This is a genomic window from Neorhizobium galegae bv. orientalis str. HAMBI 540, assembly GCF_000731315.1.
In the GTDB taxonomy this organism is placed as follows: Bacteria; Pseudomonadota; Alphaproteobacteria; order Rhizobiales; family Rhizobiaceae; genus Neorhizobium; species Neorhizobium galegae.
Genome location: NZ_HG938353.1, coordinates 4,244,004 through 4,269,368, shown reverse-complemented (window position 1 = coordinate 4,269,368; position 25,365 = coordinate 4,244,004). Strand labels below are relative to the sequence as shown.

General features: G+C 62.3%; 22 protein-coding genes. 8 read left to right on the top strand and 14 right to left on the bottom strand.

Features of this window, described 5'->3' with window-relative positions:
* Positions 1–2 precede the first annotated feature (2 nt).
* The 3 genes from RG540_RS20535 (at position 3) to RG540_RS20525 (ending at position 4,749) form a co-directional block, all read left to right on the top strand.
* Complete coding sequence (locus tag RG540_RS20535; protein WP_038591816.1) at positions 3–1,577, top strand: ABC transporter substrate-binding protein; 1,575 nt, start codon at positions 3–5, stop codon at positions 1,575–1,577.
* A 107-nt stretch (positions 1,578–1,684) separates the two neighbouring features.
* A complete protein-coding gene (locus RG540_RS20530; RefSeq protein WP_038591813.1) occupies positions 1,685–3,589 on the top strand; it encodes a CocE/NonD family hydrolase in 1,905 nt (634 codons plus the stop codon).
* 8 nt (positions 3,590–3,597) lie between these two features.
* Positions 3,598–4,749: a CapA family protein gene (locus RG540_RS20525; RefSeq protein ID WP_038591810.1), complete on the top strand. Its 1,152-nt coding sequence runs from the start codon at positions 3,598–3,600 to the stop codon at positions 4,747–4,749.
* Here RG540_RS20525 and RG540_RS20520 read toward each other — a convergent pair whose 3' ends face one another.
* Positions 4,750–5,475, bottom strand: coding sequence for a response regulator (locus tag RG540_RS20520; RefSeq protein ID WP_038591807.1), 726 nt, complete (start codon positions 5,473–5,475; stop codon positions 4,750–4,752).
* 119 nt (positions 5,476–5,594) lie between these two features.
* Between RG540_RS20520 and RG540_RS20515 the strand changes: the two genes are divergently transcribed.
* Positions 5,595–6,350, top strand: coding sequence for a cyclic nucleotide-binding domain-containing protein (locus RG540_RS20515; protein WP_038591804.1), 756 nt, complete (start codon positions 5,595–5,597; stop codon positions 6,348–6,350).
* Between the two features lie 11 nt (positions 6,351–6,361).
* A complete protein-coding gene (locus tag RG540_RS20510) occupies positions 6,362–8,284 on the top strand; it encodes a hybrid sensor histidine kinase/response regulator (RefSeq protein WP_038591801.1) in 1,923 nt (640 codons plus the stop codon).
* A gap of 115 nt (positions 8,285–8,399) precedes the next feature.
* On the opposite strand, the gene ccoS is transcribed toward RG540_RS20510, so the two are convergent.
* From ccoS to RG540_RS20450, 12 genes are all read right to left on the bottom strand, one after another.
* Positions 8,400–8,546 carry a cbb3-type cytochrome oxidase assembly protein CcoS gene (ccoS, locus tag RG540_RS20505; protein WP_007757373.1) on the bottom strand — a complete coding sequence of 49 codons (147 nt, stop codon included), beginning with the start codon at positions 8,544–8,546 and terminating at the stop codon, positions 8,400–8,402.
* The gene (locus RG540_RS20500) at positions 8,543–10,834 is read right to left on the bottom strand and encodes a cation-translocating P-type ATPase (RefSeq protein WP_038591798.1); all 2,292 of its coding nucleotides are present in this window, start codon (positions 10,832–10,834) and stop codon (positions 8,543–8,545) included. The genes ccoS and RG540_RS20500 overlap by 4 nt, the downstream gene beginning before the upstream one ends.
* Entirely contained in the window at positions 10,831–11,340 is a 510-nt protein-coding gene (locus RG540_RS20495; protein WP_051909543.1) for a FixH family protein, read from the bottom strand. The genes RG540_RS20500 and RG540_RS20495 overlap by 4 nt, the downstream gene beginning before the upstream one ends.
* A complete protein-coding gene (ccoG, locus tag RG540_RS20490; RefSeq protein WP_038591795.1) occupies positions 11,337–12,917 on the bottom strand; it encodes a cytochrome c oxidase accessory protein CcoG in 1,581 nt (526 codons plus the stop codon). The genes RG540_RS20495 and ccoG overlap by 4 nt, the downstream gene beginning before the upstream one ends.
* A gap of 145 nt (positions 12,918–13,062) precedes the next feature.
* A complete protein-coding gene (gene ccoP, locus RG540_RS20485; protein WP_038591792.1) occupies positions 13,063–13,926 on the bottom strand; it encodes a cytochrome-c oxidase, cbb3-type subunit III in 864 nt (287 codons plus the stop codon).
* 2 nt (positions 13,927–13,928) lie between these two features.
* Positions 13,929–14,081: a CcoQ/FixQ family Cbb3-type cytochrome c oxidase assembly chaperone gene (locus tag RG540_RS20480; protein ID WP_007762698.1), complete on the bottom strand. Its 153-nt coding sequence runs from the start codon at positions 14,079–14,081 to the stop codon at positions 13,929–13,931.
* A 12-nt stretch (positions 14,082–14,093) separates the two neighbouring features.
* On the bottom strand, positions 14,094–14,825 hold the full coding sequence (ccoO, locus tag RG540_RS20475; RefSeq protein ID WP_038591789.1) for a cytochrome-c oxidase, cbb3-type subunit II: 732 nt from the start codon (positions 14,823–14,825) through the stop codon (positions 14,094–14,096).
* 12 nt (positions 14,826–14,837) lie between these two features.
* A complete protein-coding gene (ccoN, locus tag RG540_RS20470; protein ID WP_038591786.1) occupies positions 14,838–16,463 on the bottom strand; it encodes a cytochrome-c oxidase, cbb3-type subunit I in 1,626 nt (541 codons plus the stop codon).
* Between the two features lie 137 nt (positions 16,464–16,600).
* Complete coding sequence (locus RG540_RS20465; protein ID WP_038591783.1) at positions 16,601–17,659, bottom strand: ABC transporter ATP-binding protein; 1,059 nt, start codon at positions 17,657–17,659, stop codon at positions 16,601–16,603.
* 6 nt (positions 17,660–17,665) lie between these two features.
* A complete protein-coding gene (locus RG540_RS20460) occupies positions 17,666–18,457 on the bottom strand; it encodes an ABC transporter permease (protein ID WP_038594361.1) in 792 nt (263 codons plus the stop codon).
* Positions 18,454–19,278 (bottom strand): ABC transporter permease, encoded by an 825-nt coding sequence (locus RG540_RS20455; protein ID WP_038591780.1) that lies wholly within the window; start codon positions 19,276–19,278, stop codon positions 18,454–18,456. The genes RG540_RS20460 and RG540_RS20455 overlap by 4 nt, the downstream gene beginning before the upstream one ends.
* 90 nt (positions 19,279–19,368) lie before the next feature.
* Complete coding sequence (locus RG540_RS20450; protein ID WP_038591776.1) at positions 19,369–20,409, bottom strand: ABC transporter substrate-binding protein; 1,041 nt, start codon at positions 20,407–20,409, stop codon at positions 19,369–19,371.
* A 267-nt stretch (positions 20,410–20,676) separates the two neighbouring features.
* Here RG540_RS20450 and RG540_RS20445 point away from each other — a divergent pair, with 267 nt between their 5' ends.
* From RG540_RS20445 to RG540_RS20435, 3 genes are all read left to right on the top strand, one after another.
* On the top strand, positions 20,677–22,551 hold the full coding sequence (locus RG540_RS20445) for an adenine deaminase (RefSeq protein WP_038591773.1): 1,875 nt from the start codon (positions 20,677–20,679) through the stop codon (positions 22,549–22,551).
* 97 nt (positions 22,552–22,648) lie between these two features.
* Positions 22,649–23,752 (top strand): NADH:flavin oxidoreductase/NADH oxidase, encoded by a 1,104-nt coding sequence (locus RG540_RS20440; RefSeq protein ID WP_038591771.1) that lies wholly within the window; start codon positions 22,649–22,651, stop codon positions 23,750–23,752.
* 97 nt (positions 23,753–23,849) lie between these two features.
* On the top strand, positions 23,850–24,407 hold the full coding sequence (locus tag RG540_RS20435; RefSeq protein ID WP_038591768.1) for a nucleoside 2-deoxyribosyltransferase: 558 nt from the start codon (positions 23,850–23,852) through the stop codon (positions 24,405–24,407).
* Here the strand turns inward: RG540_RS20435 and RG540_RS20430 are convergent.
* Positions 24,404–25,132 (bottom strand): GntR family transcriptional regulator, encoded by a 729-nt coding sequence (locus RG540_RS20430; RefSeq protein WP_151045467.1) that lies wholly within the window; start codon positions 25,130–25,132, stop codon positions 24,404–24,406. The genes RG540_RS20435 and RG540_RS20430 overlap by 4 nt on opposite strands.
* Positions 25,133–25,365: the final 233 nt, after the last annotated feature.

Sequence of the window (25,365 nt, the reverse complement as noted above, 5' to 3'; positions counted from 1 at the left end):
TAATGAAACCGATGAAATTTTTCCTGGCCGGGGTTGCGGCCTCGGTCCTCGCGCTGAGCTCGGCTCAGGCCGCGAACCTGATACTCGGCAGCGGCACCGAGCCCTCGGCGATCGATCCGCAGTTTTCGCGCACCGGCAACAACCAGAACATTGCCATGCAGGTCTTCGACCGCCTGGTGCAGACCGACCCGGCAATCAATGTCGAGCCGGCGCTTGCCGTCTCCTGGACCAATACCGATCCGCTGACCTGGCAGATCAAACTGCGCGACGGTGTCAAGTTCCATGACGGCAACCCGCTGACATCGGAGGATGTGATTTTCTCGCTCACACGCGCCAAGGACATCCCGAACAGCCCGGCGCCGTTTTCCGGCAATGTCGGGGCGATCGAAAGCATGAAGGCGATCGACAAGCTGACCGTCGAATTCAAGACCAAGAAGCCGACGCCCGATTTCATCGAACAGGTCGGTTTCGTCTACATCGTCGAGAAGAAGGTCGCGGAAGGCGCCTCGATCGAGGACTTCAACAGCGGCAAGGCCGCGATCGGCACCGGCGCCTACAAGTTCAAGTCCTGGACCCCGGGCGACAACCTGCAGCTCACCCGCAACGATGCCTTCTGGGGCAAGAAGCAGGATTTTGACAACGTCACGATCAAATTCATCTCGAACGATGCATCGCGCGTCGCCGCGCTTCGCTCCGGCGCCGTCGACCTGATCGACGCCGTGCCGCCGGGCGACGTGAAGACCCTCCAGGGAATCTCCGGCCTCAAGGTCTTCTCGATCGCCTCGGCCCGCATGATCTACCTTGCGCTCGACAGCGCCCGCGACAAGAGCCCCTTCATCACCGACAAGGAGGGTAAGCCGCTCGACAAGAACCCGCTGAAGGACGCCAAGGTCCGCCAGGCGCTCTCGGAACTGGTCAACCGCCAGCTGATCATCGACCGCATTCTCGACGGTTCGGCTGAAGCCGCAGGCCAGCTGGTGCCGAACGGCGTTGCCGGCAACGATCCATCGATCACGGTGCCCGCCATGAACGTCGAGAACGCCAAGAAGCTGCTGGCGGATGCCGGCTACAAGGACGGTTTCGGCATCACCATCCACACCTCCAACGACCGCTTCCCGGGCGATTCGGAAGTGGCGCAGGCGCTCGGCCAGATGTTCGCCCGCGGCGGACTGAAGGTGAACGGCGTCGTCGCTCAGCCCTATAACGTCTACACCAAGGGCGCCGGGGCCGGCGAATTCTCGGCCTTCATCTTCTCGCTCGGCAACTCGACGCCGACGTCCGCGACCGGCCTTCGCAACCTCCTGATGACCGTCAACAAGGATGCCGGCACCGGTTCGTTCAACCGGACGAAATACTCGAACCCGGCCTTCGACGATGCGATGCGCGCCGCAACCGCCGAGTTCGACGTCAAGAAGCGCGTGGAACTGCTGCAGAAGGCCACCAAGATGGTGTTCGCCGACGTGCCGGTCATCCCGCTCTACTGGCAGAAGGTCCACTGGGCCGGCAAGGCGAACCTCTCCTACGTCGCCAACATGACGGAAGACACCAGCGCGACGCTTGCCGGCATCGCCAAGTAAGCCTGCTCTTGCTGCGGCCCTCATTCCGGGGCCGCAACATCCCGGGCCGGCCTGACGTGTGGTGGGGCCGGCCCGGGCATTGATTTGCCAATTTTGAGGATATGGACATGGATACCCTGACGCCATCGCGCTTCGAGGTGATTGCCGACGACGTGATCGTCGAACGCGATGTGATGGTGACGATGCGGGACGGCATCAAGCTCGCAACCGACGTCTACCGGCCGGCCAAGGACGGCAAGGTGATCGAAGGCCGGCTGCCGGCAATCATGGAACGCACGCCCTACGGCAAGGCGGAACGCTCGCGTTCCGAGATCGAAGTGGGCATGACGGAGCCGATGAAGCGCCATGAGGTTGCGAGCTATTTCGTCCGGGCAGGATATGCCGTAATCTACCAGGATTGCCGCGGCCGCTACAATTCCGAAGGCGAATTCAGCAAATACATTTCCGAAGCCGCGGACGGCTACGATACCGCCCGCTGGCTGGTGGAACAGGCCTGGTCGAACGGCCAGTTTGGCACGATGGGCCTTTCCTATGCGGCGCATACGCAGGCAGCGCTCGCCTGCCTCAACCCTCCGGGGCTCGCCTGCATGGTGATGGACTCGGGCGGCTTTTCCAACGCCTATCAATGCGGCATCCGCCAGGGCGGCGCATTCGAGCTGAAGCAGGCGACCTGGGCCTATAACCAGGCGATCGGCGAGGGCAATGAAGTGGCCCGCGCAGCGATCGAGGCGGAGGATATCCGGGCGTGGTTCAATGTCATGCCCTGGAGCGAAGGCGCTTCGCCGGTGCGCTGGATGCCGGAATACGAAAACTACCTGCTCGACCAGTGGCGCAGCGGCACGTTCGACGAAAGCTGGCGTCGCGTCGGCCTTTATATGGAGGGCTTCTACGAGACTTTTCCGGAAGTGCCTATCGCGCTGATGTCGAGCTGGTACGACGCCTATGTGAAATCGACGCTCGACAATTATCGCGGCCTTTCCGGCAAGAACAGCCGACCGCTACGGCTGATCATGGGACCGTGGCTACACGGCAACCGCAACACGACGCTCGCCGGCGATACGTCTTTCGGGCCGACCGCGCCGCTCGGCGGAAACGTCGTGGAAAGCTGGCTATCCTTCCGCCGCAACTGGTTTGACCACTGGCTGAAGGGCAAGGACAACGCGGTTGCTCAGGAACCGGTGGTGCGCGCCTTCGTGATGGGCGGCGGGTCAGGCATGCGCAATCCGGACGGGCGCCTGGATCACGGCGGAGGCTGGATCGAAGCGAGCGATTGGCCGCTGCCGGGAACGGAATTCCGCAACTATTACATCCATGAGAACGGCTCGCTTTCGACCGAAAAGCCGAAAGCGAGTGCCGCGCCCTTCACCTACGATTTCGACCCCAAGAACCCGGTTCCGACCATCGGCGGATCGCTGACAAGCGGCCAGCCGATTTTCGAAGGCGGCGGTTTCGACCAGCGCGAGGGAGAGAAATTCTACGGCTCGAAACATCCGGGCCTGCCGCTTTCGGCGCGTGCCGACGTGCTCTCCTTCGAGACCGAGCCGCTCGCCGAAGATGTCGCCGTGGTCGGGCCGATCACGGTCGAGCTCTACGTCTCGTCCGATGCGCCGGATACCGATTTCACCGCGAAACTCGTTGACGTCTATCCGCCGAGCAAGGATTACCCGACCGGCTACGCGCTCAACATCACCGACGGGATCATCCGCTGCCGCTATCGCAACTCCTTCGAAAAGCCTGAACCGATCGTCAAGGGCGAAGTGTTCAAGGTCACGATCGAGCCGTTCGCGACCGCCAACCTGTTCGCCAAGGGCCACCGCATCAGGGTTGATATCTCATCATCCAACTTCCCGAAGTACGATATAAATCCAAATAGCTATGCGCCGGAGGGCCGGGGACGCACAAGCCAAGTGGCCCGCAACACGGTTTTCTGCGATGGTACGCGTGCATCTGCCATCCGGCTGCCGATCGTCGGTGGAGCGGCAATGGTGGGGCTGAAGCCCATCGCGAAATGAACTAGGCCATGCTGACCGTCGCCGTTACCGGCCAAATCCTGATCCACGGCCCCCTCGACCTCTGTGGTGAGGGGCAGGCCGAGGTTCGGGATTTCCTCGAGGCGGATGTGGTCTTCGGCAATCTCGAGGCGACGGTGGAGACGGCAGGGGCATGGCCGACCAAGACGAAAACGCTGCATCTGGCCTCGGCGGATGCTCTCGTTTCGGTGCGAGAACTCGGCTTCCACGCGGTGACGCATGCCAACAACCACGCCTTCGACCTCGGCCCGCCGGGCATTGCATCGACGCGCGCCGCCGTGGAAGCGGCCGGGTTGAAGCTTGCCGGCAGCGGATCGGATATCGAGCAGGCCGCAGCGCCGGCGATCGTGCCGGGACCTCATAGATCGCTCGCCATCTTCTCCGTCGATCTCGGACCACAGCCGGATGTCAACTATGCCTCGGTCGATCGCGGCGGCATTGCCCCATTGCGAATGAAACGGACGGTGAGTGTGCCAACCGCCGAATTCGAGACGCTGAAGCGGATCGTCGGGACGCTCGGTGACGACAAGCGCGGCGCGGCGCGTGCTGCAGTCGGTTATGACCTCGGCGAACGCCCGGAGCTGGACGTCTTCGGTACGCCCGTCGTTGCCGGCGATGCGATCGGCGCCCGCTGGACTGCCGACGAAAAGGACATGCGGCGGCTTGTCGACGGCGTCGATGCCGCGAAGGCGATCGGGGACCTGGTAGCGGTGGCGATCCACGGCCACCATTGGGATGCGAACTGGAAAACGACACCCGACTGGCTGCTCGATCTGTGCCGCGGCCTGATCGACAGCGGCGCGGACCTGGTTCTCGGCACCGGCGCACCGGTCATGCAGCCGATCGCCTTCCATCGCGGGCGAGCGATCATCGCCGGCCTCGGCAACTTCGTTTTTCACACCCGGCGTCCGGCGACCTATGACGAAAAAGGTGTCGATGTCTGGCGCAGCGCCGCAATCCGGCTGACGCTTGCCGATGACGGTACGTGCGAGAGACTTGAGCTGCTGCCGATTTCCGTCGGCAGGCCGACGGACCAAGGTCTGCCTCCGGGCCCGGTTCCGCTGCAGGGTTCCGATGCGGACGAGATCAGGCAAAGAGCGCTTGCCGGGCTTTCGGCGGCAGACCGGCAGCTTGTCGTCTGATCAGCCGAGCTTGCCGGTGAAAATGTAACCGACGCCGCGAACGGCCTTGATCAGCTGGGGATGTTTGGCATCCGCCTCGATCTTGCGGCGCAACCGGACGATCTGGGCGTCGATCGTGCGATCGAAGGCGTCGAGCTGCCGTCCCCTTGTCGCATCCATCAGGAAATCGCGCGTCAGCACGCGGCCGGCGTGCTGGACGAAAGCCGCCAGCATGTCGAATTCGCCCGTCGTCAGTTCGACTTCGCCATCTTCGGCAGACAGCAGCTGGCGTCTGGAAAAATTGAGCGCCCATCCTTCGAAACGGACGATCTTCTCCTCGTTTTCCTCCTGCTTCGGCTGAACCGGCTGGCGCCGCCTGAGGATCGATTTCAGCCGCGCATGCACTTCGCGCAGGTGAAAAGGTTTTGCGATGTAATCATCAGCGCCGATCTCGATGCCGATGATCCGGTCGACCACGTCGTCACGGCCCGTCAGCATCATGATCGGAATGTCCGATTGCATCCGGATTTCCCGCGCAAGATCGAAGCCGTCCTGACCACCGGGAAGCGAGAGGTCGAGAAGGATGATGTCGATCTCTTGCCTCTTCAGCTGAACGCGCATTTCCTGCCCGTCGGACACCGCACTGACGGCATATCCTTCGCCCTCGAAATATCGCGTCAGCATCTGACGGATTCGAGGATCGTCGTCGACGACGAGGATGTTTGCGGAACTGGCGGGGGATGACATCAACAGGGAACCGGCGTGTTACAGATTGTTACCAATTAGAACCGTCTTTCACACGACTAGCATTCGCGCGTTACCGGGATTCGGTCAACTGCCTCAACCAAACGGATAGGGGCAGTTTCATGTTTCTCACGGATTATGCGAAGACCTTCAACGCGGCAGCAGCAAGACCGCTCGACGAGCCGGACTGCCTGCATTCGCTGTTTGCAAAGCAGCCGGTCGAATATCTCGCGGCCGGCCAGCCCCTCTTCTTCGAGGGCGACGAGGCCAGGCATATTTTCGAAGTCATCGAAGGGACGCTGCGGGTTTTCCGGATCATTTCGGAAGGACGGCGGGTGATCACTGGATTTCTGCATGCCGGCGACGTGATCGGCGTTTCGCTCCGGGACAATTATATCTACACCGCAGAGGCCATCACCGCGGCGAAGGTCCGTCGGCTGTCGCGCCGGCAGTTCGAGGCGGCGGTCATCAATTCCGAGAGCCTGAGGCCCAAGGTCTTTGCCCGGGTCTGCGACGAAATGGCCGCAGCCCAGGACCAGATGGTGCTCCTGTCGAGCAAGAGCGCGGAGGAACGGATCTGCACGTTCCTGCTGAAGTACCTGAAACGCGCGATGGCCGAAGGCAATGCGCAACCGATCGTCGAGCTCTCCATGAGCCGGCAGGACATGGCCGACTATCTCGGCCTGACGATCGAAACGGTTTCGCGTACTATCACCAGGCTCATCGGCAAGGGCGTGCTGAATGTTCTGGACCCGGCCGCCCGTCATTCCATAAGAATCGAACGGCCGGGAATGCTTGCGCAACTTGCCGGAGACGACGATGACTGTGGAGACATGCGGCGCGACCTGATCGCTCTTGGTGAGCGACGGCGCCATTAAACGGAATAGACATGAACGGCAATACAGGATCCGAAGCCACGGCGGAAAGCCAACTCGATGCCGTCACCTCTCTTCTCGACGATGCCAACCTTATCGCCCATGGCGTGGACGGCATCATCAGCCGCTGGACCAGCGGCTGCGAGCAGCTTTACGGATGGCGTCGGGAGGAGGCTCTCGGCAAGGTCGTTCACGATCTTCTGGCGACACAGTTTCCCGAGCCGCTCGACGAGATCCGTCGTCACGTCCAGACCTATCATGCCTGGCAAGGAGAGGTCGTTCATCGCCACAAGCACGGTCACACAGTCTTTGTGGCGAGCCGCTGGGTGGCCGTCAATCCATCGAGCGACGGTCCTTCGATCATCGTTCAAACGAACAGCGACATCACCGAGATGAAAAGGGTGCAGAACGATCTTGCCGAACGCGAAGCGCATCTGCGCTCAATTCTGGACACCGTTCCGGAATCGATGGTCGTCATCGACGAGGTCGGCTGCATCTCGTCCTTCAGTGCTGCTGCGGAGCGGCTGTTCGGCTACTCATCCGACGAGGTCTGCGGCCACAATGTGAAGATGCTGATGCCATCGCCGGACCGGGACGCCCATGACGGATATATCTCGCGCTACCTCCATACCGGCGAACGCCGGATCATCGGTTACGGCCGCGTCGTGACCGGGCAGCGCAAGGACAAGAGCACATTTCCCATGGAGCTTTCAGTCGGCGAGGCCGTCACCAACGGCAAACGCATTTTTACCGGCTTCGTCCGCGACCTGACCAGCCGTCACAAGATCGAAGAAGAGCTGCGCCAGGCCCAGAAGATGGAAGCGATCGGCCAGCTGACCGGCGGCCTGGCCCACGATTTCAACAATCTTCTCACCGTCATCAGCGGCAATCTCGAGATGATGGAGAACAAGCTCGCGGATGCGGGACTGCTCGAACTGCTGCACGAGGCCCAGGGCGCCGCGGAAGACGGTGCCAAACTGACAGGCCAGCTTCTCGCCTTCGGACGGCGCCAGCCGCTCAACCCGAAGCTCGCGGATGTCGGCAATCTCGTGTCCGGTTTCTCGGAGCTTCTCAGGCGCACGCTCGGCGAAACGATCGAGCTTCGCACAACCGTCACCGGCGTTTCCAACGAAGCGCTGGTCGATGCATCGCAGCTCCAGAACGCGCTTCTCAACCTGACGCTTAATGCCCGAGACGCGATGCCGCGTGGCGGCAAGCTGTCGATCGAGATCTCCCGCGTCCGGCTGGATGTCGACTATGCGCAGATGTATCCCGATGTCCGCACCGGCGATTTCGTGCTGATCTCCGTCACCGACACAGGCATCGGCATGCCTCCCGACGTCAAGGACAAGGCTTTCGAGCCATTCTTCACCACCAAGGGCCTGGGCGCCGGAACGGGGCTCGGCCTCAGCATGGTCTACGGTTTTGCCAAACAGTCCGGCGGGCATATCCAGCTCTATAGCGAGCCGGGGCAGGGCACGAGCGTCAGAATTTTCCTGCCGGTGGCGCGCAAGGCCGATGCGGCGGGTCCGCTTGCCGTCGAGGCTGGCTCGAAACAGGCCTCCATTCCCGGCGGCAACGAAAAGATCCTCGTCGTCGAGGACGACCCGCGGGTCCGGCGCATCGCCGTGTCCCGGCTGACGCAGCTCGGTTACGGCGTCATCGAGGCCTCGAACGGCCAGGAAGCGCTGGACCAGCTCGGCCAGCACGACGGCATCCACCTTCTTTTCACGGATATCGTGATGCCAGGCGGGATGACGGGCGACGAACTGGCGGCTGAAGTGCGCACAAGACGGCCTGGCATGAAAGTGCTGTTTACCTCCGGCTACGCCGAACCGGCGATCGCCGGACGCGAGCTCGCCCAATCCGGTAGCTGGCTAAAGAAGCCGTATACCGCCCGAGAGCTCGCGGTGCGGCTTCGGGAACTGCTGGACTGAGTTAGATTTCAAAAGGCTGCATCTGCAGCCTTTTTTTGGACAATCGCCCGAGACAATGCTTGAGAGGCCTTCGCTGCGTAGGCATCGGGGCCTGCGCTTGTTCAATATCCCTGATTCATTCCGGCGGGTCGTCCTGCAGCACGCGCCAGGAGGCGCCTTCGAGGTCGTCGTACTGGCCGCTTTTCAGCGACCAGAGAAAGGCGAAGAGGCCAAGACCGCCGAGGAAAAGCGCGATCGGGATGAGATAGATCAGCATGTTCATGCGACGCGGGCCTTACCGGGAGGAATTTTTGTTTCGCCGTTGCTCTGCGCCGCCTCGGCCTTGGCGGCGCTTGCCGATCCGCTGAGCCGGAGGGCGTTGGCGACGACGATGATCGAGGACGTGGACATGGCAACGGCGGCAATCAGAGGCGTCGCATAACCGGCCAGAGCGATCGGCACGGCGATAACATTGTAGCCGATGGCGAGCGCAAAATTCTCGCGGATCAACCGGCCGGCGCGCCGCGAGATATCGATTGCCAGCGGCACCGCTTCGAGGCTGTCGTGCATGAACACAAAGTCGGCGGCCTGACGGCCGACATCCGCCGCCGTCGCCGGCGCGATCGAGACATGCGCTGCGGCGAGCGCCGGCGCGTCATTGATGCCATCACCGACCATCAGCACCTTGCGGCCGCTTGCCTCGAACGAGGTGCAGAACTCCGCCTTCTGTTTCGGCGAAAGCTCCGCCTGCCAATGTTCGAGGCCGAGGCGTGTTGCAAGATCGGCAACCACCCGGCGCCGGTCTCCGGACAATATGCCCGTCTCGAAACCGTTGGCCGCAAGGGATGCCGTGGCGGCCAGGGCGCCGGGACGAAGCGAATCGTCGAAGCGGAAGGTGGCGATCTCCTCGGCGTCGAGCGAGAGAACCGTTTCGGTCACGCTATTGCCTGGGCTTCCGTCATCCGGCACCGACAGGGCGAAGCGGCGGTTGCCTAGGCGGTAGACGCCTGCCGGCGTCACCGCTTCCAGGCCCCGACCGGGAATTTCGGTGACCGTTTCGAAGACCGTGACCGGGCCGGATACCGCCGTCGCGAGCGTCTGCGAAAGAGGGTGGCGCGAATGGACGGCGAGCCCGGCCGCCAGGGCGAGCAGCTTCCTGTCGAACCGCTCGACTTCCAGCAGCCGAGGCCGGCCGAGGGTCAGCGTGCCGGTCTTGTCGAATAACACGGTGTCGATTTCGGCAAGCCGTTCCATGGCCGAACCGTCCTTGACCATGATGCCGTTCCGGAACAGCCGGCCGGCTGCAACCACCTGCACCACCGGCACGGCAAGGCCGAGTGCGCAGGGGCAGGTGATGATCAGCACGGCGATGGCGACCAGCATGGCGTGCTTCCAGTCGCCGCCGATGAAACCCCAGGAAAGAAAGGCGGTGAGCGCCAGAAGATGGACGGCCGGAGAGTAATATTGCGCTGCCCGGTCGGCGATCCGACGATAGCGCGCCCGTCCACCCTCGGCCGCCTCCATCAGCGAAATGATTTCGGACAGGAAGGAATCCTTCGCGACAGCCGTCGCCTTCAGCACCAGCGAACCGGTGAGGCTGAGCGTTCCTGCCTGTATGATGTCCCCGACGCGGACCGGCCTTGGAGCGCTTTCGCCATTGACGATGGAGACGTCGATGTCGCTTGCGCCGCTCTCGACGAACCCGTCCACCGGCACCCGCTCGCCGGCAGCGATCGCCACCCGGTCACCCGGCCGGATTTCGTCCACGGGACGATATTCACGCGAGCCGTCCGGACCGATGATCGTGGCGCCGCGGGGCGACAGACGCGCAAGACCGCTGATCGCGGCCCGCGCCCGGTCGCGCATGACATGGTCGAGCGTGCGGCCGATCAGCAGGAAGAACAGGAGCGAGACAGTGGCATCAAACCAGGCCTGTTCGCCGTGATGCATGGTTTCCCAGAGCGACACCGCATAAGAGAGCGTAATGGCGAGCGCGATCGGCACGTCCATATTGGTCCGGCCGCGGCTGAGCGCATTCCAGGCGGATTGATAGAAGAAACGGCCGCCATAGATCAGCGCCGGCGCGGCGATAAACGCCGATATCCAATGGAACATATCGCGGGTCGAGGCATCGGCGCCCGACCATACAGAGACCGAGAGCAGCATGATGTTGGCTGCCGCGAAGCCACAAAGGGCGACAGCGCGGATCAGGTCGCGCTGCAGCTTTTCGCCGACCTCCTCGGCATTCGAGAAAAGATGTGCATCGTAGCCGGTGGCATCGACGATGGCCCTGACCAGTTCGACCGGATCCGTGTCGTCGTCTCCGGCCTTCTCCCGCCAGACGATCGAAACACGCTTCGTGGAAAGATTGACCCGCGCCCGCTCGACGGATGGCAGCGCATTGAGCGCCTTTTCGATCGTCGCGATGCAGGTGCCGCAATGGACCTGCGGAACGCTGAGATCGGTCTGGCGCAGGCCGGGGCCGATCATCCGGCTGGAGAGCGTCAATTCCTCAGAGGACGGAAGCGAATGACCCGAATATCCTTCGGCTCCGGGCGCGCAGCAGCTCATTCCGCCCTCCTCAAAACGGCGATCCGTTCGGCCTGATGCAGGATGCGCTTGCCGTTCCTGATGGCGCTCGCATCGACGATCCAATGGCCGGGCAGGATTTCGTGTGTGGCCGTGAAAACCCCTTGGGCGACGGGAACGAGGTCGAGTTCGAAATCCTGGTGTTCGCCGACCGGTCGCTTGAACTTGAGCGTCAGCGTATCGGCCGCGACCGGCCCGTTCTTCGGGTGAAAGACCTCGTATCGAATATCGGAGCCGTCGGTGGTGATGCGCCCGGTGACACCCGTCGCCGTCAGCGTCCGCGCCTCGGCCGCCTTGCCGTTGAACTGCTGGCTGGCGACATAGGTATTTTCCGCCACCAGTCCGCTCCAGCTGGTGACCGCGTTATAGGCCATGTAGAAATTGACCGAGATGATGGTGCCGAAGAAGAGCACCAGCACGCCGACCATATGCCAGCCGGTGAAGACGAAGGTTTTTGCTGGGATCGTATTCATTTTCGTCGTGCTCATTTTCTGGCTCCCGGTGTGTTGAAGACCGCTGAATAGCTGTCCTTTTCGTGGCTCGACCGGTCCTCGGCGATGAAGTGGAAATCGGCGGCCTCGGCGGAAACGGCACCCTTGGGCAGGGTTACGAAGACCTTCAGGGCAAGCGTCTTGTCAGGCTCCACCTGCACCGCGAAAAGACGGCCCGGAACATCCGTGATGCCGGAAATTTTCATCGTCGCTTCGGGCAAGCCTTCCATCGAGACGAGGATCGTGCGCGGCTCCGGGATCATGTTGAGCAGCCGGATCGTGTAGCCGTTGCGGATGGAACCGTCCGATTCCAGCACGAATTGCGGGTTGCGATCATGGAGCACGTTGACCTCCAGCCGGTCGCGCGACAGGAGCGCGAAAACGAGGCCGAGGCCGACCGCTGTCCAGACGCCGAGATAGATCAGCGTGCGCAGCCTGAGGATGACCTTCCAGTCGAAATGGCGGACCTTGTCGATAAAGGAACCGTCCGGATTGCGCACCAGCACCGGATCTATCGCCGTCGTGCCGCCGTTTGTGGCAAGCGCCATGTTGGCGTCGTATTCATCGAGCGTGGCATAGGCGATCAGGCCACGCGGCTTGCCGATCTTGTCCATGACGCCGTCGCAGGCGTCGATGCAGAGCGCGCAGGTGATGCAGGCCATCTGCTGCCCCTCGCGAATGTCGATGCCCATGGGACAGACGGCCACGCAGGCATTGCAGTCGACGCAATCGCCGACCGGCTGTCCGGCTGCTGCCGCCTTCTTGGCATGGCGGCTGCGCGGCTCGCCGCGCCAGTCGTTATAGGTGACGACCAGCGAGCTCTCGTCCAGCATGGCGGCCTGGATGCGCGGCCAGGGGCACATGTAGATGCAGACCTGTTCGCGCAACAGCCCGCCGAGCACGTAGGTCGTGGCCGTCAGGGTGGCCACGGTCGAATAGGCGACCAGCGCCGCCTGGCCGGTGACGAAATCGAAGGCGAGCGAGGGCGCATCGGCGAAATAGAAGATCCAGGCGCCGCCCGTCGCAACCGCGATCGCCAGCCATGTGGCGTGCTTGGCGACGCGCTTCCAAAACTTGTCGAGGCTCCACGGCGCGGCGTCGAGCTTGATGCGGGCATTGCGGTCGCCCTCGAAGAACCGCTCGACGACCAGGAAAAGGTCGACCCAGACCGTCTGCGGACAGGCATAACCGCACCAGGCGCGACCAACGGCCGATGTCACCAGGAAAAGGCCGAAACCGGCCATGACCAGAAGTCCTGCGACGAAGAAAAATTCCTGCGGCCAGATTTCGATGAAGAAGAAATAGAAACGACGGCTTGCAAGATCGACGAGCACCGCTTGATCGGGTGCGAAGGGACCGCGGTCCCAGCGGATCCAGGGAGTGAGGTAATAGATGCCGAGGGTTATCAGCATCACCAGCCATTTGAAGCGGCGGAAGCGCCCTTCGGCGCGTTTTGGAAATATCTTCTTGCGCTTCTCGTAAAGCGGCTTGCCCGGCGAATGCACGGGCTGGACATCGATCCGTTCGACGGAGGCGTCGCTAGGGCCAAGCGCTGGGGACGTATAGAGATTCATGGGACCAGTTCCTTTGGTCCATGTTCTCTCATCCCGGGGACGGCTACTCCTTGACACAAGTCAACCGCGCCGGAGTGACAAAACGGCCGCCCGCTGATGACAGACAGGCGGCCGCTCGTCAGATCGAACGGAGCAGCGTTTATTCTTATTCCCCGCCGCCGAGCGAGTGGATGTAGACGGTAAGCTGTTTGACAGCCACGTCGCCGAGGCGGCCTTGCCAGGCTGGCATGACGCCGTGTTTCGGGGCCTGGATCTGTCTGGCAATCTCCGCTTCGCCGTGAACCTTCAGCCAAATGGCGTCGGCAAGGCTCGGCGCTCCGAGATCCCGTTTGCCCTCGGCCTTTTCGCCGTGGCACGCGACACAGTTGTCGGCGAAGAGCTGTTTTCCGGGCTCGACCATCGATGGATCGCGCGGGGTTCCGGTAAGGCCCACCACGTAGGCGGCGACCTGGCGCACCTCGTCCGGCTTCAACATGTCGGTAAAGGCCGGCATTTCGGAGATGCGGGTCTCCCCGTCGGCGGGATCGCGGATGCCGTGGGCGATCGTCTGGTAGAGGGCGTTGATATCACCACCCCAAAGCCAGTCGTCGTCGTTGAGGTTGGGATAACCCCGTCCGCCGGTCGCACCCGTGCCGTGACACGGGGTGCAGTTGACGCGGAAAGCTGCTGCGCCGCCGGCCGTTGCGAACTGGCTGAGCTGCGGATCGGCGACGATGTCTTCCAGCGAAGAGGTCGAAATTTTCTCCAGGATGCCGCCCTGGGCGATCTTCGCACCGTCGAGATCGGCGGCAAACTCGGCGCGGCTCGAATATCCGAGCAGGCCTTTTGTCGCATTGGTGAGGAGAGGAATGGACGGATAGGCAATCGCATAACCGATCGCCCACAGGATACAGGCGTAGAAGGTCCAGAGCCACCAGCGCGGCAGCGGGTTGTTGAGTTCGCGGATGCCGTCCCACTCGTGGCCGGTGGTCTCTATGCCGCTTAGTTCGTCGATATGTTTTTCCGCCATGTTCAATCCTCCTTCAGAGGGATCCGCGCGGCCTCGTCTGCAGAGGCTTTCGCGCCGGGGCGCAAGGTGAAGACGAGAACGCCGAGGAAGAACAGGGTCATGGCGAGCAGACCCCAGCTATCGGCGAAATGGCGCATGGCCGTGTAGAATTCCATCATCCTGTCCCTTCAGCGGTAACCGGCGGCATCGTCATAGGTCGAGAAATCGACCAGCGTGCCGAGCATCTGCAGATAGGCGACCAGCGCGTCCATTTCGGTGAGGCTCTGGGCGTTACCGTCGAAATCGCCGACCTTGGCCTTGGGATAGCGGGCAAGCAGACCGGATGTGTCGGCATTCGGATCCGCCTGGTCGGACAGATCCGCCTTGGCGCTCGCGATCATCTCGTCCGAATAGGGGACGCCGACGGCGCGGTTCGCCTTCAGATCCATGGAAACGTCAACGATCTTGAGCGGCGTCGTCTTGAGGAAGGAATAGCTCGGCATCACCGATTCTGGAACGACGTCGCGCGGTTCGGTCAGATGCTGCACGTGCCATTCGTTCGAATAGCGGTCACCGACGCGGGCAAGGTCGGGCCCTGTGCGTTTCGATCCCCACTGGAACGGGTGGTCGTACATGGATTCGGCCGCCAGACTGTAGTGACCGTAACGCTCCACCTCATCGCGGAAGGGGCGGATCATCTGGCTGTGGCAGACGTAACAGCCTTCGCGGATGTAGATGTCGCGCCCGGCCAGCTCGAGCGGCGAATAGGGCCGCATGCCTTCCACCTTCTCGATGGTGTTTTCGAGATAGAAGAGGGGTGCGATTTCCACGATGCCGCCGATCGAGACGACGAGCAGCGAGCCGACCAGGAGCAGGGTCGCATTGCGTTCGATGAAGTGATGTTTGTCGAGAATGGACATGGGTATCCCTCCTTATTCGGCCGGCTGGAGAGCGGCGGGGGAGACGCCGCCCCGAACCCGCTCCTGCCGCTGGTAACCGAGGATGGTCATGGTGACGTTGAAGGCCATGATGAGCCCGCCAGCGAGATACATGGCGCCGCCGACCGCACGCAGCAGGTAGTAGGGGAACATCGCCGCGACGGTTTCCGCGAAGGAATAGACGAGGAAACCCTGGTTGTCGTATTCGCGCCACATCAGGCCCTGTTGCACGCCCGCGACCCACATGACGGCGGCGTAGACGACGATGCCGAGGGTGGCGAGCCAGAAGTGCCAGTTGACGAGGTCGAGGCTATAGAGACGCTCGCGGTTCCAGAGCTTGGGCGTCATATAGTAGACGGCACCGAAGGTGATCATGCCGACCCAGCCGAGTGCGCCGGAATGCACGTGGCCGATCGTCCAGTCCGTATAATGGCTGAGCGAATTGACGGCCTTGATCGACATCATCGGACCCTCGAAGGTCGACATGCCATAGAAGGCGATGGCGATGATCATCATGCGGACGATCGGGTCGGTGCGGATCTTGTCCCAGGCGCCCGAGAGCGTCATCAGGCCGTTGATCATACCGCCCCAGGAGGGCATCCAGAGCATGATCGAGAAGACCATGCCGAGCGTCTGAGCCCAGTCGGGCAGCGCGGTGTAATGCAGGTGATGCGGGCCGGCCCAGATATAGAGGAAGATCAGCGCCCAGAAGTGGATGATCGACAGGCGGTAGGAATAGACCGGGCGATTGACCTGCTTCGGCACGAAATAATACATCATGCCGAGGAAACCCGCGGTCAGGAAGAACCCGACCGCGTTATGCCCGTACCACCACTGGGTCAGGGCATCCTGCACGCCCGAAAAGGCCGAATAGCTCTTCACGCCGAGGAAGGAGACCGGGACCGCGAGGTTATTCACCACGTGCAGCATGGCGATCGTCACGATGAAGGCGAGATAGAACCAGTTCGCCACGTAGATATGCGGCTCCTTGCGCTTCAGGATCGTGCCGAGGAAAACGACGAGATAAGCGACCCAGACGACGGTCAGGAAGAGGTCCACATACCATTCCGGTTCGGCATATTCTCGGCCCTGCGTGATGCCGAGCAGATAGCCGGTCGCCGCCATGACGATGAAGAGCTGATAGCCCCAGAACACGTACCAGGCGAGATTGCCGCCGAAAAGGCGGGCTCGACAGGTGCGCTGGACCACGAAGAGGGACGTGGCGATCAGCGCATTGCCGCCGAAGGCGAAGACGACACCGGATGTGTGTAGCGGCCGCAGGCGGCCGAAATTGAACCAGGGTTCGACGTTCAGGTCCGGAAAGGCAAGCTGAAGAGCGATGACGACGCCGACCAGAAAACCGACGACGCCCCAAAAAACCGTGGCGATGGTGCCGTATTTCACCACCTCGTCGAAATATTCGGATTTTGACGGCAGGCTTATCGCAGACGCCCGCGGCGCGAAGGAAATCCTGCGCGTCAAAACGACCGTGCTGATCAGCAGCACGAAGAACAGGACCCACATATGGGCTGCAAACAGGCTGTCATGGGTATAAGCGGCCGCGAGCAACGCCAGGAAGGTGCCGATTGCCAGCCAGAGTGTTTCTGAGACGTAATTCATGGTCTTTGGCCTCACAGCGCAAATGCGCTGCCGGTTGAAGGATTGTGACCATGATGTGCTGACATACGGACCGCGTCGGGGGTTTGACCTGCGTCAACGACCCGCCCAAACGGCTCCATGCTTATGTTATTCCTGGCTCAGCCTTCCGGATCGAGGATGCAGCACTGTTCCGGCAGCGGCGCGAGGACTGCCCTTGCGCCGGCATCCAGCGGGTCGGAAAGCGGGCCATTGGCAGTGATTTCGCCGGCAGCGGTTTCGCATTTGTATTGATAGGCACGACCGAGATAGGTGCGCGTCCCGAGCACCGCCGGGATGCCTTCGCCCTCGCGGCGGACCGCAAGCCCGTCGGCGCGGCAGGCCAGGATGAAATCGTCCTTGATCGGGCCGAACAGGTCCTGGGAAAGATGAAGCCGCGTACCGCCGGCGGCTTCCGCCGTGACAGTCGCCGCTTGGCGATCGACGACCTTCATGCGGATCAGGTTCTCGAAGCCCACGAAGCGGGCGACGAAGGCGCTGGCCGGCTTCTGGTAGAGCACCTCAGGCGTGTCGAGCTGCAGGATGCGGCCGGCATTCATGATCGCGACGCGATCGGAGATCGAAAACGCTTCTTCCTGGTCGTGGGTGACATAGAGCGAGGTGGTGCCGTTGGCGCGCTGGAGCTGGCGGATCTCGACGCGCATGTCGATCCTGAGCTTGGCATCGAGGTTGGAGAGCGGCTCGTCGAACATCAGCAGCGGCGGCTTGATGACGAGAGCCCGGGCAAGCGCGACGCGCTGTTTCTGGCCGCCGGACAGTGCTGCCGGCAGGCGGTCGGCAAGCGGCGCAAGACCGACGCGTTCCAGCATCGCCATCGCCCGCTTGGCCCGGTCCGGCTTGGCAAGGCCACGCTGCTTCAGGCCGAAGGCGACGTTGTCGAGCACGCTCAGGTGCGGGAAAAGCGCATAGTTCTGGAACACGAGGCCGATATCGCGGGCGTGGGCGGGGAGCGTCGTCAGATCGCGGTCGCCGAGCCGGATCCGGCCGCTGGTCGGCTGCAGGAAACCCGCCACGAGGCGCAGCGTCGTCGTCTTGCCGCAGCCGCTGGAGCCGAGCAGCGACACCAGTTCGCCGGCCGCAACGGAAATCGACAGGTCTTTCAGAACCTGGGTGGTTCCGTAGTGGGCGGAGAGATTTTCGATGGTCAGAGATACGGTCACGGGAACCTACTTGGTGAGGAATGTGAGGCCGAGCGTCGCTTCGACGATCGCCATGACACCGACGGTTACCAGCATCAGAAGGACGGAAACGGAAGCGATCGTCGGGTCGAAGAACTGCTCCATATGCGCGAGAATCTGGATCGGCAGCGTCGAAATGCCGGGTCCGGTCAGGAAAACCGAGACCGAGACGTCGTTGATGGAGGTGATGAAGGCCAGGATGAAGGCGGCGATGACGCCGGCGCGGATGTTCGGCAGCACCACGGTCATGAAGGTTTTGAGCGGCGGACAGCCGAGGCTCCGCGCCGCTTCCTCGATAGAGAAATCGAAGGAGGCGAGGCTGGCGCCAACGACCCGCACCGAATAGGGCAGGATCAGCAGCGCGTGGCCGACGACGAGGCTGACGAACACCGGCAGGCCGAGACCTATCGTGATCGACTTCAGGAGCGCGAAGCCGAAGACGATTTCCGGCACCAGGATCGGCAGCACGAACAGCGTCGAAAGCCAGCGCGGCAGCTCGACCCTATAACGGTTCAGCGCATAGGCCGCCGGAATGCCGATCAGCAGCGATAGGCCGGTGCCGAGGATGGCGACCTGCAGGCTGGTAATCGCCGTGCGCCGAAAAGCCTCGATCTGGAAGATGTTGGCGAACCAGCGCAACGTCAGTCCCTGTGGCGGGAAAGTGAGGAATGTCGTGTCGCTGAGGGCCGCGCCGACGATGATCACCAGCGGCGCGAGCAGGAAGAAAAAGACGAGAATGGCGAAAGCGCCGAGCAGGGGATGAATACGCGTCGCCATCAGACCGCCATCGGGTTGAGACGGCGTGCCATGCGGCTCATGATGAGCACGACGCCGATAGTTATGACCACCATGATCGCGGCGATCGTCGAGGCGCCGACCCAATCGAAGGTCACCATGGCGCGCTGATAGAGGAACGTGCCCATCATCATCTGCTTTTCGCCGCCGAGAAGCTGCGGTGTCGCATAGGAGGTGAAGCTGCCGGTAAAGACCAGCACCGCGCCGACGATGAGGCCAGGGGCTGCGAGCGGCAGGATGACCTGGAGGAAAGTCGGGATCGGTCGGGCGCCGAGCGAGGTGGCCGCTTCGATGAGGTCGCGTGGGATTCCCTCAAGCACGCCGACCAGCGTCAGGATCATCAGGGGTACGAACAAATAGACCATCGCGACGATGACGGAGCCCTGAGTGTACAGCATCGACAGAGGCTCGCCGATCAGCCCGATCGACATCAGGACATTGTTGATGATGCCGTTCTTGCCGAGGATGATCAGCCAGGCGAAGGAGCGGACCACGACGCCGGTCAGCAGCGGAAACACCGCTGCGATAATCATGATGCTCTTCAGGCGCCCCGGCATCTGGGCAATGACGTATGCTGTGATGAAACCGACCACGAGCGAGATGCCCGTGGTGATCAATGCGATCTGAAGGGTGCGGTAGAGAACCGCCATGCGGAAGCCGCTCTTGAAGAAGGCCGCATAAGTGGAGAACGGCCCGCCCGCCTCGCCGAAGGTGGTGGCGATCGTCAGAACGACGGGGATGACCAGAAGCAGGACGACGGCGATCGTCGCCGGCAACGTCAAACTCCATCTGGCAAACTTGTTCATAGACAGTCTCTTTCAAAGGCAGGAGCGCCGCGTTGATAGCGGCGCTCCGTTGTCATTTCAACCATGTGGCCGGTCAGGCGACATCCGGGATTACTTGCCGAAAACCTCGTTCCAGCGGTCGATCCAGTCGGTCTTGGCGGCGTTCATCTTGGCGTAGTCGACGCGGCTCAGGCTGGAAACCTGATCGGCACCGTAGGTCCAGATCTTCGCCTGGTCCGGCGTGAGCTGGACCTTGGTGGAGATCGGCGCATCGACGCCCTGCTCGGCTTCCTTCTGCTGCACGTCCTTCGACAGGATGAAGTTGATGAACTGGTGGGCCAGTTCGACATTTGTCGAACCCTTCGGGATGTTGACGGTGTTCAGCGTGGCGATATCGCCGTCCTTGAGCTTCGCCCAGGTCATGGTCTTCACCGCCGCCTGCATGGAGGCGAGCGTGAAATCCTGGCCGATTGCGACGCGCACTTCGCCGGTCGAGATCAAATTCACCAGTTCGGAGCCGGTATTGTAGTTCTTGACCACGTTCGGCTTCAGGGCTTCGACGGCTTCGAACGCCTTGTCGGTGCTGGCATAGGGATCGACGCCCGCATGTTTGCCGGCCTGCACAACGACCATCGGGCCGGCCGTGGTGGTGATGCCCGGAAGCGAAACCGAGCTCTTCAGGTCCGGGCGCCACAGATCGTTCCAGGAGGTGACCGGAGGGTTCACCTTGGCCGAGTCGTAGACGAGGCCGATACGGCCGATCGTATAGGCCGGGCCGTATTTGCCCTGCGGCGCGCGGCCGAGTTCGTAGATCTCGGAGAGGTTCGGGATCTTCGCGGGATCGACCGGCTGGAAGAGGCCCTGCTCGATGCCGAGCTGCGAGAAGCTGTCTGTCAGGTAGATGACATCGACGCCCTTGCCGTCGCGCAGCTTCAGCTTGTTGAGGCGGTCGGCATTGTTGCCGGTTTCGAAAACGATGTCGCAGCCGCAGATCTTCTTGAACGGGTCGATGATGTTGGCAGTCATCTTCTCGCCGTTATAGCCCCACCAGGAAATGGTGAGCGTCTTCGACTGGGCGCTTGCCGTTGCTGTGCCGCCGAGCGTCGCCAGGAGAGCAAGGGTTGCCAATTGGGTGAAACGAGTGGCCTTCATGAGGCGGGTCCTTTTGCGAAAGCGGCGTTGATGCTCCCCTGGGACACCCCCGGGAATTGGGGGTGATACTATTTTTTGAACGGCCCGGCCGCAAGCCCAATTATTAGGCATGGGCAGTCAAGAACCAAATTTCTTTAGGCTTGAACCATCTCATACTGGAGGTTGATTTCGGGCCTCAGGTGACGGCCGATGCACGGTTTGCGATGGTTTACACATCCGGGCATCGTCTTTAGGGTCCGGCGATCAGAACCGACAGGCATTCCTCCGATGACAGTTTCCGCCCCCCTCCCCGACGACCTGCTGATCAACGCGGCCGACGAAGTTCGCATCCGCCAGGACCTGGTGTTGACCGCGCTCGGCAAACGGCCGGCGGACCGGCTGCTGAGGGTTGGCAGATTACTCGACGTCCACAGCAGGACCTGGCTCGAGGACCAGGAGATCGTCATCAAGGGACGGCGGATCGCCTATGTCGGACCGGCCGGCAGTTTTGCAGGCGAGGTAGCGGAACGTAGCCACGAGCCCAATCTCTCGGCTGTTCCCGGTTTCGGCGAGGCGCACAAACATATCGAGAGTTCCCACCTGACACCGGAATGGGAAGCGGCGCTTGTCATGCCGCACGGGGTCACCTGGACCTGCGAGGCGAGCCACGAATTCTCGAACGTCAACGGTGCCCGCAACCTGGAATTCTGGCTGGAAGCCCGCCGCCGCGGCTCGCCGATGAAGATCTTTCCGCTGCCGGGCTCGGCCGTGCCGCCGACGGCCTATGAATGGGGCGGCGGGTATTTCGGTTATGACGAGCAGAAGCAGTTCATGAGCGAAAGCCTGATGGTCGCCGGCCTCGACGAGGTAATGGACTGGCCGTCGATCTCGGATCCCTCCAACCCGTCCTACGACCGGCTCTGGGGCATGATCGGCGCAACCTTCGAGCAGCGGGGCGTTGTCGAAGGCCATGGCGCAGGTCTGCGCGACCTGGCCTCGATCAACGCGTTTGCCGCCGCGGGCCTTGCCTCCGATCACGAAGGATGGTTCCTGGATGAGATCTGGCAGAAGCTGCAGCATGGGCTGTTCATCGAGCTTCGGCCGCATTCGCTGCCGGAGGTGATCAAGGGCCTCATCGAGAAGAACCTCGCCGACTGGTCGCAGATGGCCTTTGTCACCGACGACCGCAGCGCCTCCGACACGCTGAAGATGGGCGCGACGGACTACAATGTCCGCCTTGCGATCGAGAACGGCCTTTCGCCGGAAATCGCCATCCAGTGCGTGACGCTCAACCCTGCGCGGCATATGCGGCTGACGCCCTGGGTCGGGTCGATCGCACCGGGCCGTTTTGCGGATATCGTGCTGCTCGACGACGTCGAAAAGCTGTCTATCGCCAAGGTCTGGGCGGATGGCACGCCGGTTTCGGAAGGCAGGACATTTACCGGTGCGCGTCCGAAGATCGATTGGCCGGAATGGGCGACCAAGACGGTGAAAATCGACCGCCAGGTGACCGCCGCCGATTTCCGCATCGAGGCGCCGGCCGGTCGCGCCACGGCGAATGCAGCCCTGCTGCGGCCCTTCCACTGGTCGGACGAATTCATCACTATGGAACTATCGGTCAAGGATGGCGCAGTGCAGCGCGACCACGACCGCAACGTCACGAAATTCTCGATCGTCGACCGGTTCTCCGGCGAGGCGAAAGTGTCAAAAATGTTCTGGCTCGGCACCGGACCGCGCACGCCGGATACGGCGCTCGGTTCGACGCTTGGGCATGACAAGCACAATATCTGGGTAGTCGGCTCCTCCGACGAGGCGATGGCGATGGTCGCCAATGCGCTCGCCGAACAGCAGGGTGGCTGGGTGCTGGTCTCGGGCGGCAGGGTGATCGCCCGTGTCCACTACGAGGTCGGCGGGCTGATGACCGCGCGCTCGGCCGAAAACCTCGATGCGGAAATGCAAGCGCTTTACAAAGCCGGCGAGACGATCGACTGGATGTACGAGCCGACTTTTTCGCCACGCTGGTGGCCGGGCTTCCCGGAGCGGCTGTCGTTTGCGACGCTGACCTGCTCCCCATGGCGCTGGGTGCTGGTGGCGCCATCGGAGCGGGCACCGCAGGGGTTCGTCAACGTGCTGACCGGCGAAACGCACCCGGTCGTCTGGTAGGCCGCTCTCGTCAGCGTGACTTGATGAGACCCGGTTGATTTGCCAAAACGCCGGGATCGATTTTTCGGCGCCACCGATCGCGCAAAGGAACTCAATCATGGCCCAGCCTGCTCTCTTTTCTCCGATCCGCGTCCGCAATCTCGAACTCTCGAACCGCATCGTCATCGCGCCCATGTGCCAATATTCGGCCGAGGACGGCTGCATGACCGACTGGCACGTCATCCATCTCGGCCAGCTCGCGCTCTCCGGCGCAGCGCTTCTGACGATCGAGGCGACCGGGGTCACCCCGGAGGGCCGCATCACCTATGCGGATGTCGGGCTCTATGACGACGCCACCGAAAAGGCGATGGGCCGCACGCTCGATAGCATTCGCAAATGGTCGGACATGCCGATCTCGGTGCAGCTCGCCCACGCCGGTCGCAAGGCCTCGACCGACAAGCCCTGGCTCGGCGGCAGCCAGATCGCCCCGGATCACCCGAACGGCTGGCAGACCCAATCGGCTTCGGCGATCCCCTTCAATCCGAAATACGTGGCTCCCGTCGCGCTCGACAGGCAAGGCCTGAACGAGGTGCGCGACGCGTTTGCGGCTTCCGCGGTACGGGCGGCCCGTATCGGCCTCGACGCGATCCAGATCCATGCGGCGCATGGCTATCTGCTGCACCAGTTCCTGTCGCCGCTCTCCAATCAGCGCACAGACGAGTATGGCGGTTCGCTGGAAAACCGGGCGCGTTTTCCGCTCGAAGTTTTTGATGCCGTGCGCCAGGCCTTCCCCTCCGACAAGGCGGTGACGGTGCGCGTCTCGGCGACCGACTGGGTCGAGGGCGGCCTCGACATCGACCAGAGCATCGCATTTGCCCAGATGCTGGACGAGAAGGGCTGCGACGCCATCCATGTGTCGAGCGGCGGGCTGCATATGGAACAGAAGATCCCGCTCGGCCCGAACTATCAGGTGCCCTTGGCACGTGCCGTCAAGGCTGCGGTGAAGATGCCAGTCGTGGCGGTCGGGCTGATCACCGAACCGACGCAGGCGGAAGCGATCGTTTCGACCGGCGACGCGGATATCGTCGCGATCGCCCGTGCGGTGCTTTACGATCCGCGCTGGCCCTGGCATGCGGCAGCGGAACTCGGCGCCCAGGTGAAGCCCGCACCGCAATATCTCCGCTGCCAACCGTCGCAACTCAGGAACCTGTTTACCTCCTGAAGACGCTCAAGCCGCGCGGCCGGCGCATTCATACTCGCAATGCGCCGGACAGGACGCTATGGAACATTGGTGCTGACCGATTCATCAAGGGATTTTCATGCCGACCATCTATCTCGCCGGACCGGAAGTATTTTTGCCCGATGCCCAGACCGTGATGGGCGAAAAACGCCGGCTCGCCCGCAGCTTCGGTTTTGAGCCGACCGGTCCCGGCAGCGACGAGAACCAGGCGCCCGTAGGCCAGCTGACGGCGGCCGCGATCTACCAGCGCAACGACGGCGCGATGCGACGCGCGGATGTCTGCCTTGCCAATATCACGCCGTTTCGCGGCATCAGTGCCGATCCCGGCACCGTCTATGAAATCGGCTTCATGATCGCGCTCGGGAAACGGGTCTGGGCCTATACCAACCATCCCGACGACTACGGCACGCGGGTGCGGTCGATCTGGTATTCCGGGCTCGATATCGACGAGAGCAGCGGTCGTCCTCGCGGCCCGGACGGGCTGTCGATCGAGAACCACGGCAAGGCTGACAATCTGATGATCGACATCGGCATCGAGGAAGGTGGCGGCCGGGTCATTCGCGCCGCGACACTGCCAGCCGATCCCGAACGGGATCTCGCCGCTTATACCGAGGCCTTGCGATACTTGCGCGGTTAGGCGAGCGACAGGGCATCCTTAAGGCCGAGACCCTGCTTCAGCTGAAGATCGAGATCCGCTTCGATGTGGTCGATGTGGTGGATCATGAGCTTGGCGGCACGCTCGCCATCGCCCTTTTCCAGGGCGTCGAGAACGGCGCTGTGCTCGGCATGCCCACAGCTTGAGACGCCGGAACGGCCGTAAAGCGCGATCACCAGCGACGAACGCGCAACCAGCTCATCCATGAAACGCTGCAGGATGACATTGCCGGCAACGGAGGCCAGCATCAGGTGGAAATCGCCGGACGCCTTGATCTCGGCGCGCCGTGCAGCCGGACCGCGTTCGTTCAGATAACGCTCTTCCTCGTCGAGCTGACGACGGAATTCCGCGATATCCTCGGGCGTGAGGCGCTCGACCGCGGCTGCGACGATGCCGGGTTCGATCAGCCGGCGGGAGGCAAAAATTTGACGCGCTTCTTCCGGCGACGGATTGGAAACGAAGGCGCCGCGATTACGCTCGGTCTTCACCAGGCCTTCGAACGCAAGCATCTGCAGCGCGGCTCGGGCAACCGTGCGGCTGACGTCGAAAAGAGAGCCGACTTCGCTTTCCGACAGCTTGGTGCCGGGCGCAAGACGCCGATCGATAATCGCGTTGCGTAAAGTCTCCCGGATCGCCATGGAGCGATCTTCCGGGGAGCGATCCTCGGGCGTCGTATCGGTAAGATTGATCTTTTCGCTGATATTCATTGCTGCGGTCCAATGTACGGCCTTTGTAACCCGAGTGTCTACAGGATGCCAAGCGACTTGTTTTTGATCCAATGCCAAGATTGCATACGATTTGCCCAACAGATCGAAAACGATCGCCTGATTTTTGCGCACCGGCAAAACTTCGCCGCTGACCCTTTCAGGTAAATTCAAGTCTTTCTGGACGTTTAATCGAGTTGGCATGACTGATGCATAACAATATCAGACGCAAGGGA

Excerpts from the sequence above, each read along its gene's own strand:
- ccoO (WP_038591789.1), bottom strand. The coding sequence starts at position 14,825 with ATGTCCATTCTCGACAAACATCACTTCATCGAACGCAATGCGACCCTG.
- ccoS (WP_007757373.1), bottom strand. The coding sequence starts at position 8,546 with ATGAACATGCTGATCTATCTCATCCCGATCGCGCTTTTCCTCGGCGGT.
- RG540_RS20515 (WP_038591804.1), top strand. The coding sequence starts at position 5,595 with ATGTTTCTCACGGATTATGCGAAGACCTTCAACGCGGCAGCAGCAAGA.
- RG540_RS20450 (WP_038591776.1), bottom strand. The coding sequence starts at position 20,409 with ATGAAGGCCACTCGTTTCACCCAATTGGCAACCCTTGCTCTCCTGGCG.
- RG540_RS20495 (WP_051909543.1), bottom strand. The coding sequence starts at position 11,340 with ATGAGCACGACGAAAATGAATACGATCCCAGCAAAAACCTTCGTCTTC.
- RG540_RS20440 (WP_038591771.1), top strand. The coding sequence starts at position 22,649 with ATGGCCCAGCCTGCTCTCTTTTCTCCGATCCGCGTCCGCAATCTCGAA.
- ccoG (WP_038591795.1), bottom strand. The coding sequence starts at position 12,917 with ATGAATCTCTATACGTCCCCAGCGCTTGGCCCTAGCGACGCCTCCGTC.
- RG540_RS20520 (WP_038591807.1), bottom strand. The coding sequence starts at position 5,475 with ATGTCATCCCCCGCCAGTTCCGCAAACATCCTCGTCGTCGACGACGAT.
- RG540_RS20480 (WP_007762698.1), bottom strand. The coding sequence starts at position 14,081 with ATGGAATTCTACACGGCCATGCGCCATTTCGCCGATAGCTGGGGTCTG.
- RG540_RS20510 (WP_038591801.1), top strand. The coding sequence starts at position 6,362 with ATGAACGGCAATACAGGATCCGAAGCCACGGCGGAAAGCCAACTCGAT.
- RG540_RS20455 (WP_038591780.1), bottom strand. The coding sequence starts at position 19,278 with ATGAACAAGTTTGCCAGATGGAGTTTGACGTTGCCGGCGACGATCGCC.
- RG540_RS20525 (WP_038591810.1), top strand. The coding sequence starts at position 3,598 with ATGCTGACCGTCGCCGTTACCGGCCAAATCCTGATCCACGGCCCCCTC.
- RG540_RS20530 (WP_038591813.1), top strand. The coding sequence starts at position 1,685 with ATGGATACCCTGACGCCATCGCGCTTCGAGGTGATTGCCGACGACGTG.
- RG540_RS20500 (WP_038591798.1), bottom strand. The coding sequence starts at position 10,834 with ATGAGCTGCTGCGCGCCCGGAGCCGAAGGATATTCGGGTCATTCGCTT.
- RG540_RS20535 (WP_038591816.1), top strand. The coding sequence starts at position 3 with ATGAAACCGATGAAATTTTTCCTGGCCGGGGTTGCGGCCTCGGTCCTC.
- ccoP (WP_038591792.1), bottom strand. The coding sequence starts at position 13,926 with ATGGCGGAAAAACATATCGACGAACTAAGCGGCATAGAGACCACCGGC.
- RG540_RS20430 (WP_151045467.1), bottom strand. The coding sequence starts at position 25,132 with ATGAATATCAGCGAAAAGATCAATCTTACCGATACGACGCCCGAGGAT.
- RG540_RS20435 (WP_038591768.1), top strand. The coding sequence starts at position 23,850 with ATGCCGACCATCTATCTCGCCGGACCGGAAGTATTTTTGCCCGATGCC.
- RG540_RS20445 (WP_038591773.1), top strand. The coding sequence starts at position 20,677 with ATGACAGTTTCCGCCCCCCTCCCCGACGACCTGCTGATCAACGCGGCC.
- ccoN (WP_038591786.1), bottom strand. The coding sequence starts at position 16,463 with ATGAATTACGTCTCAGAAACACTCTGGCTGGCAATCGGCACCTTCCTG.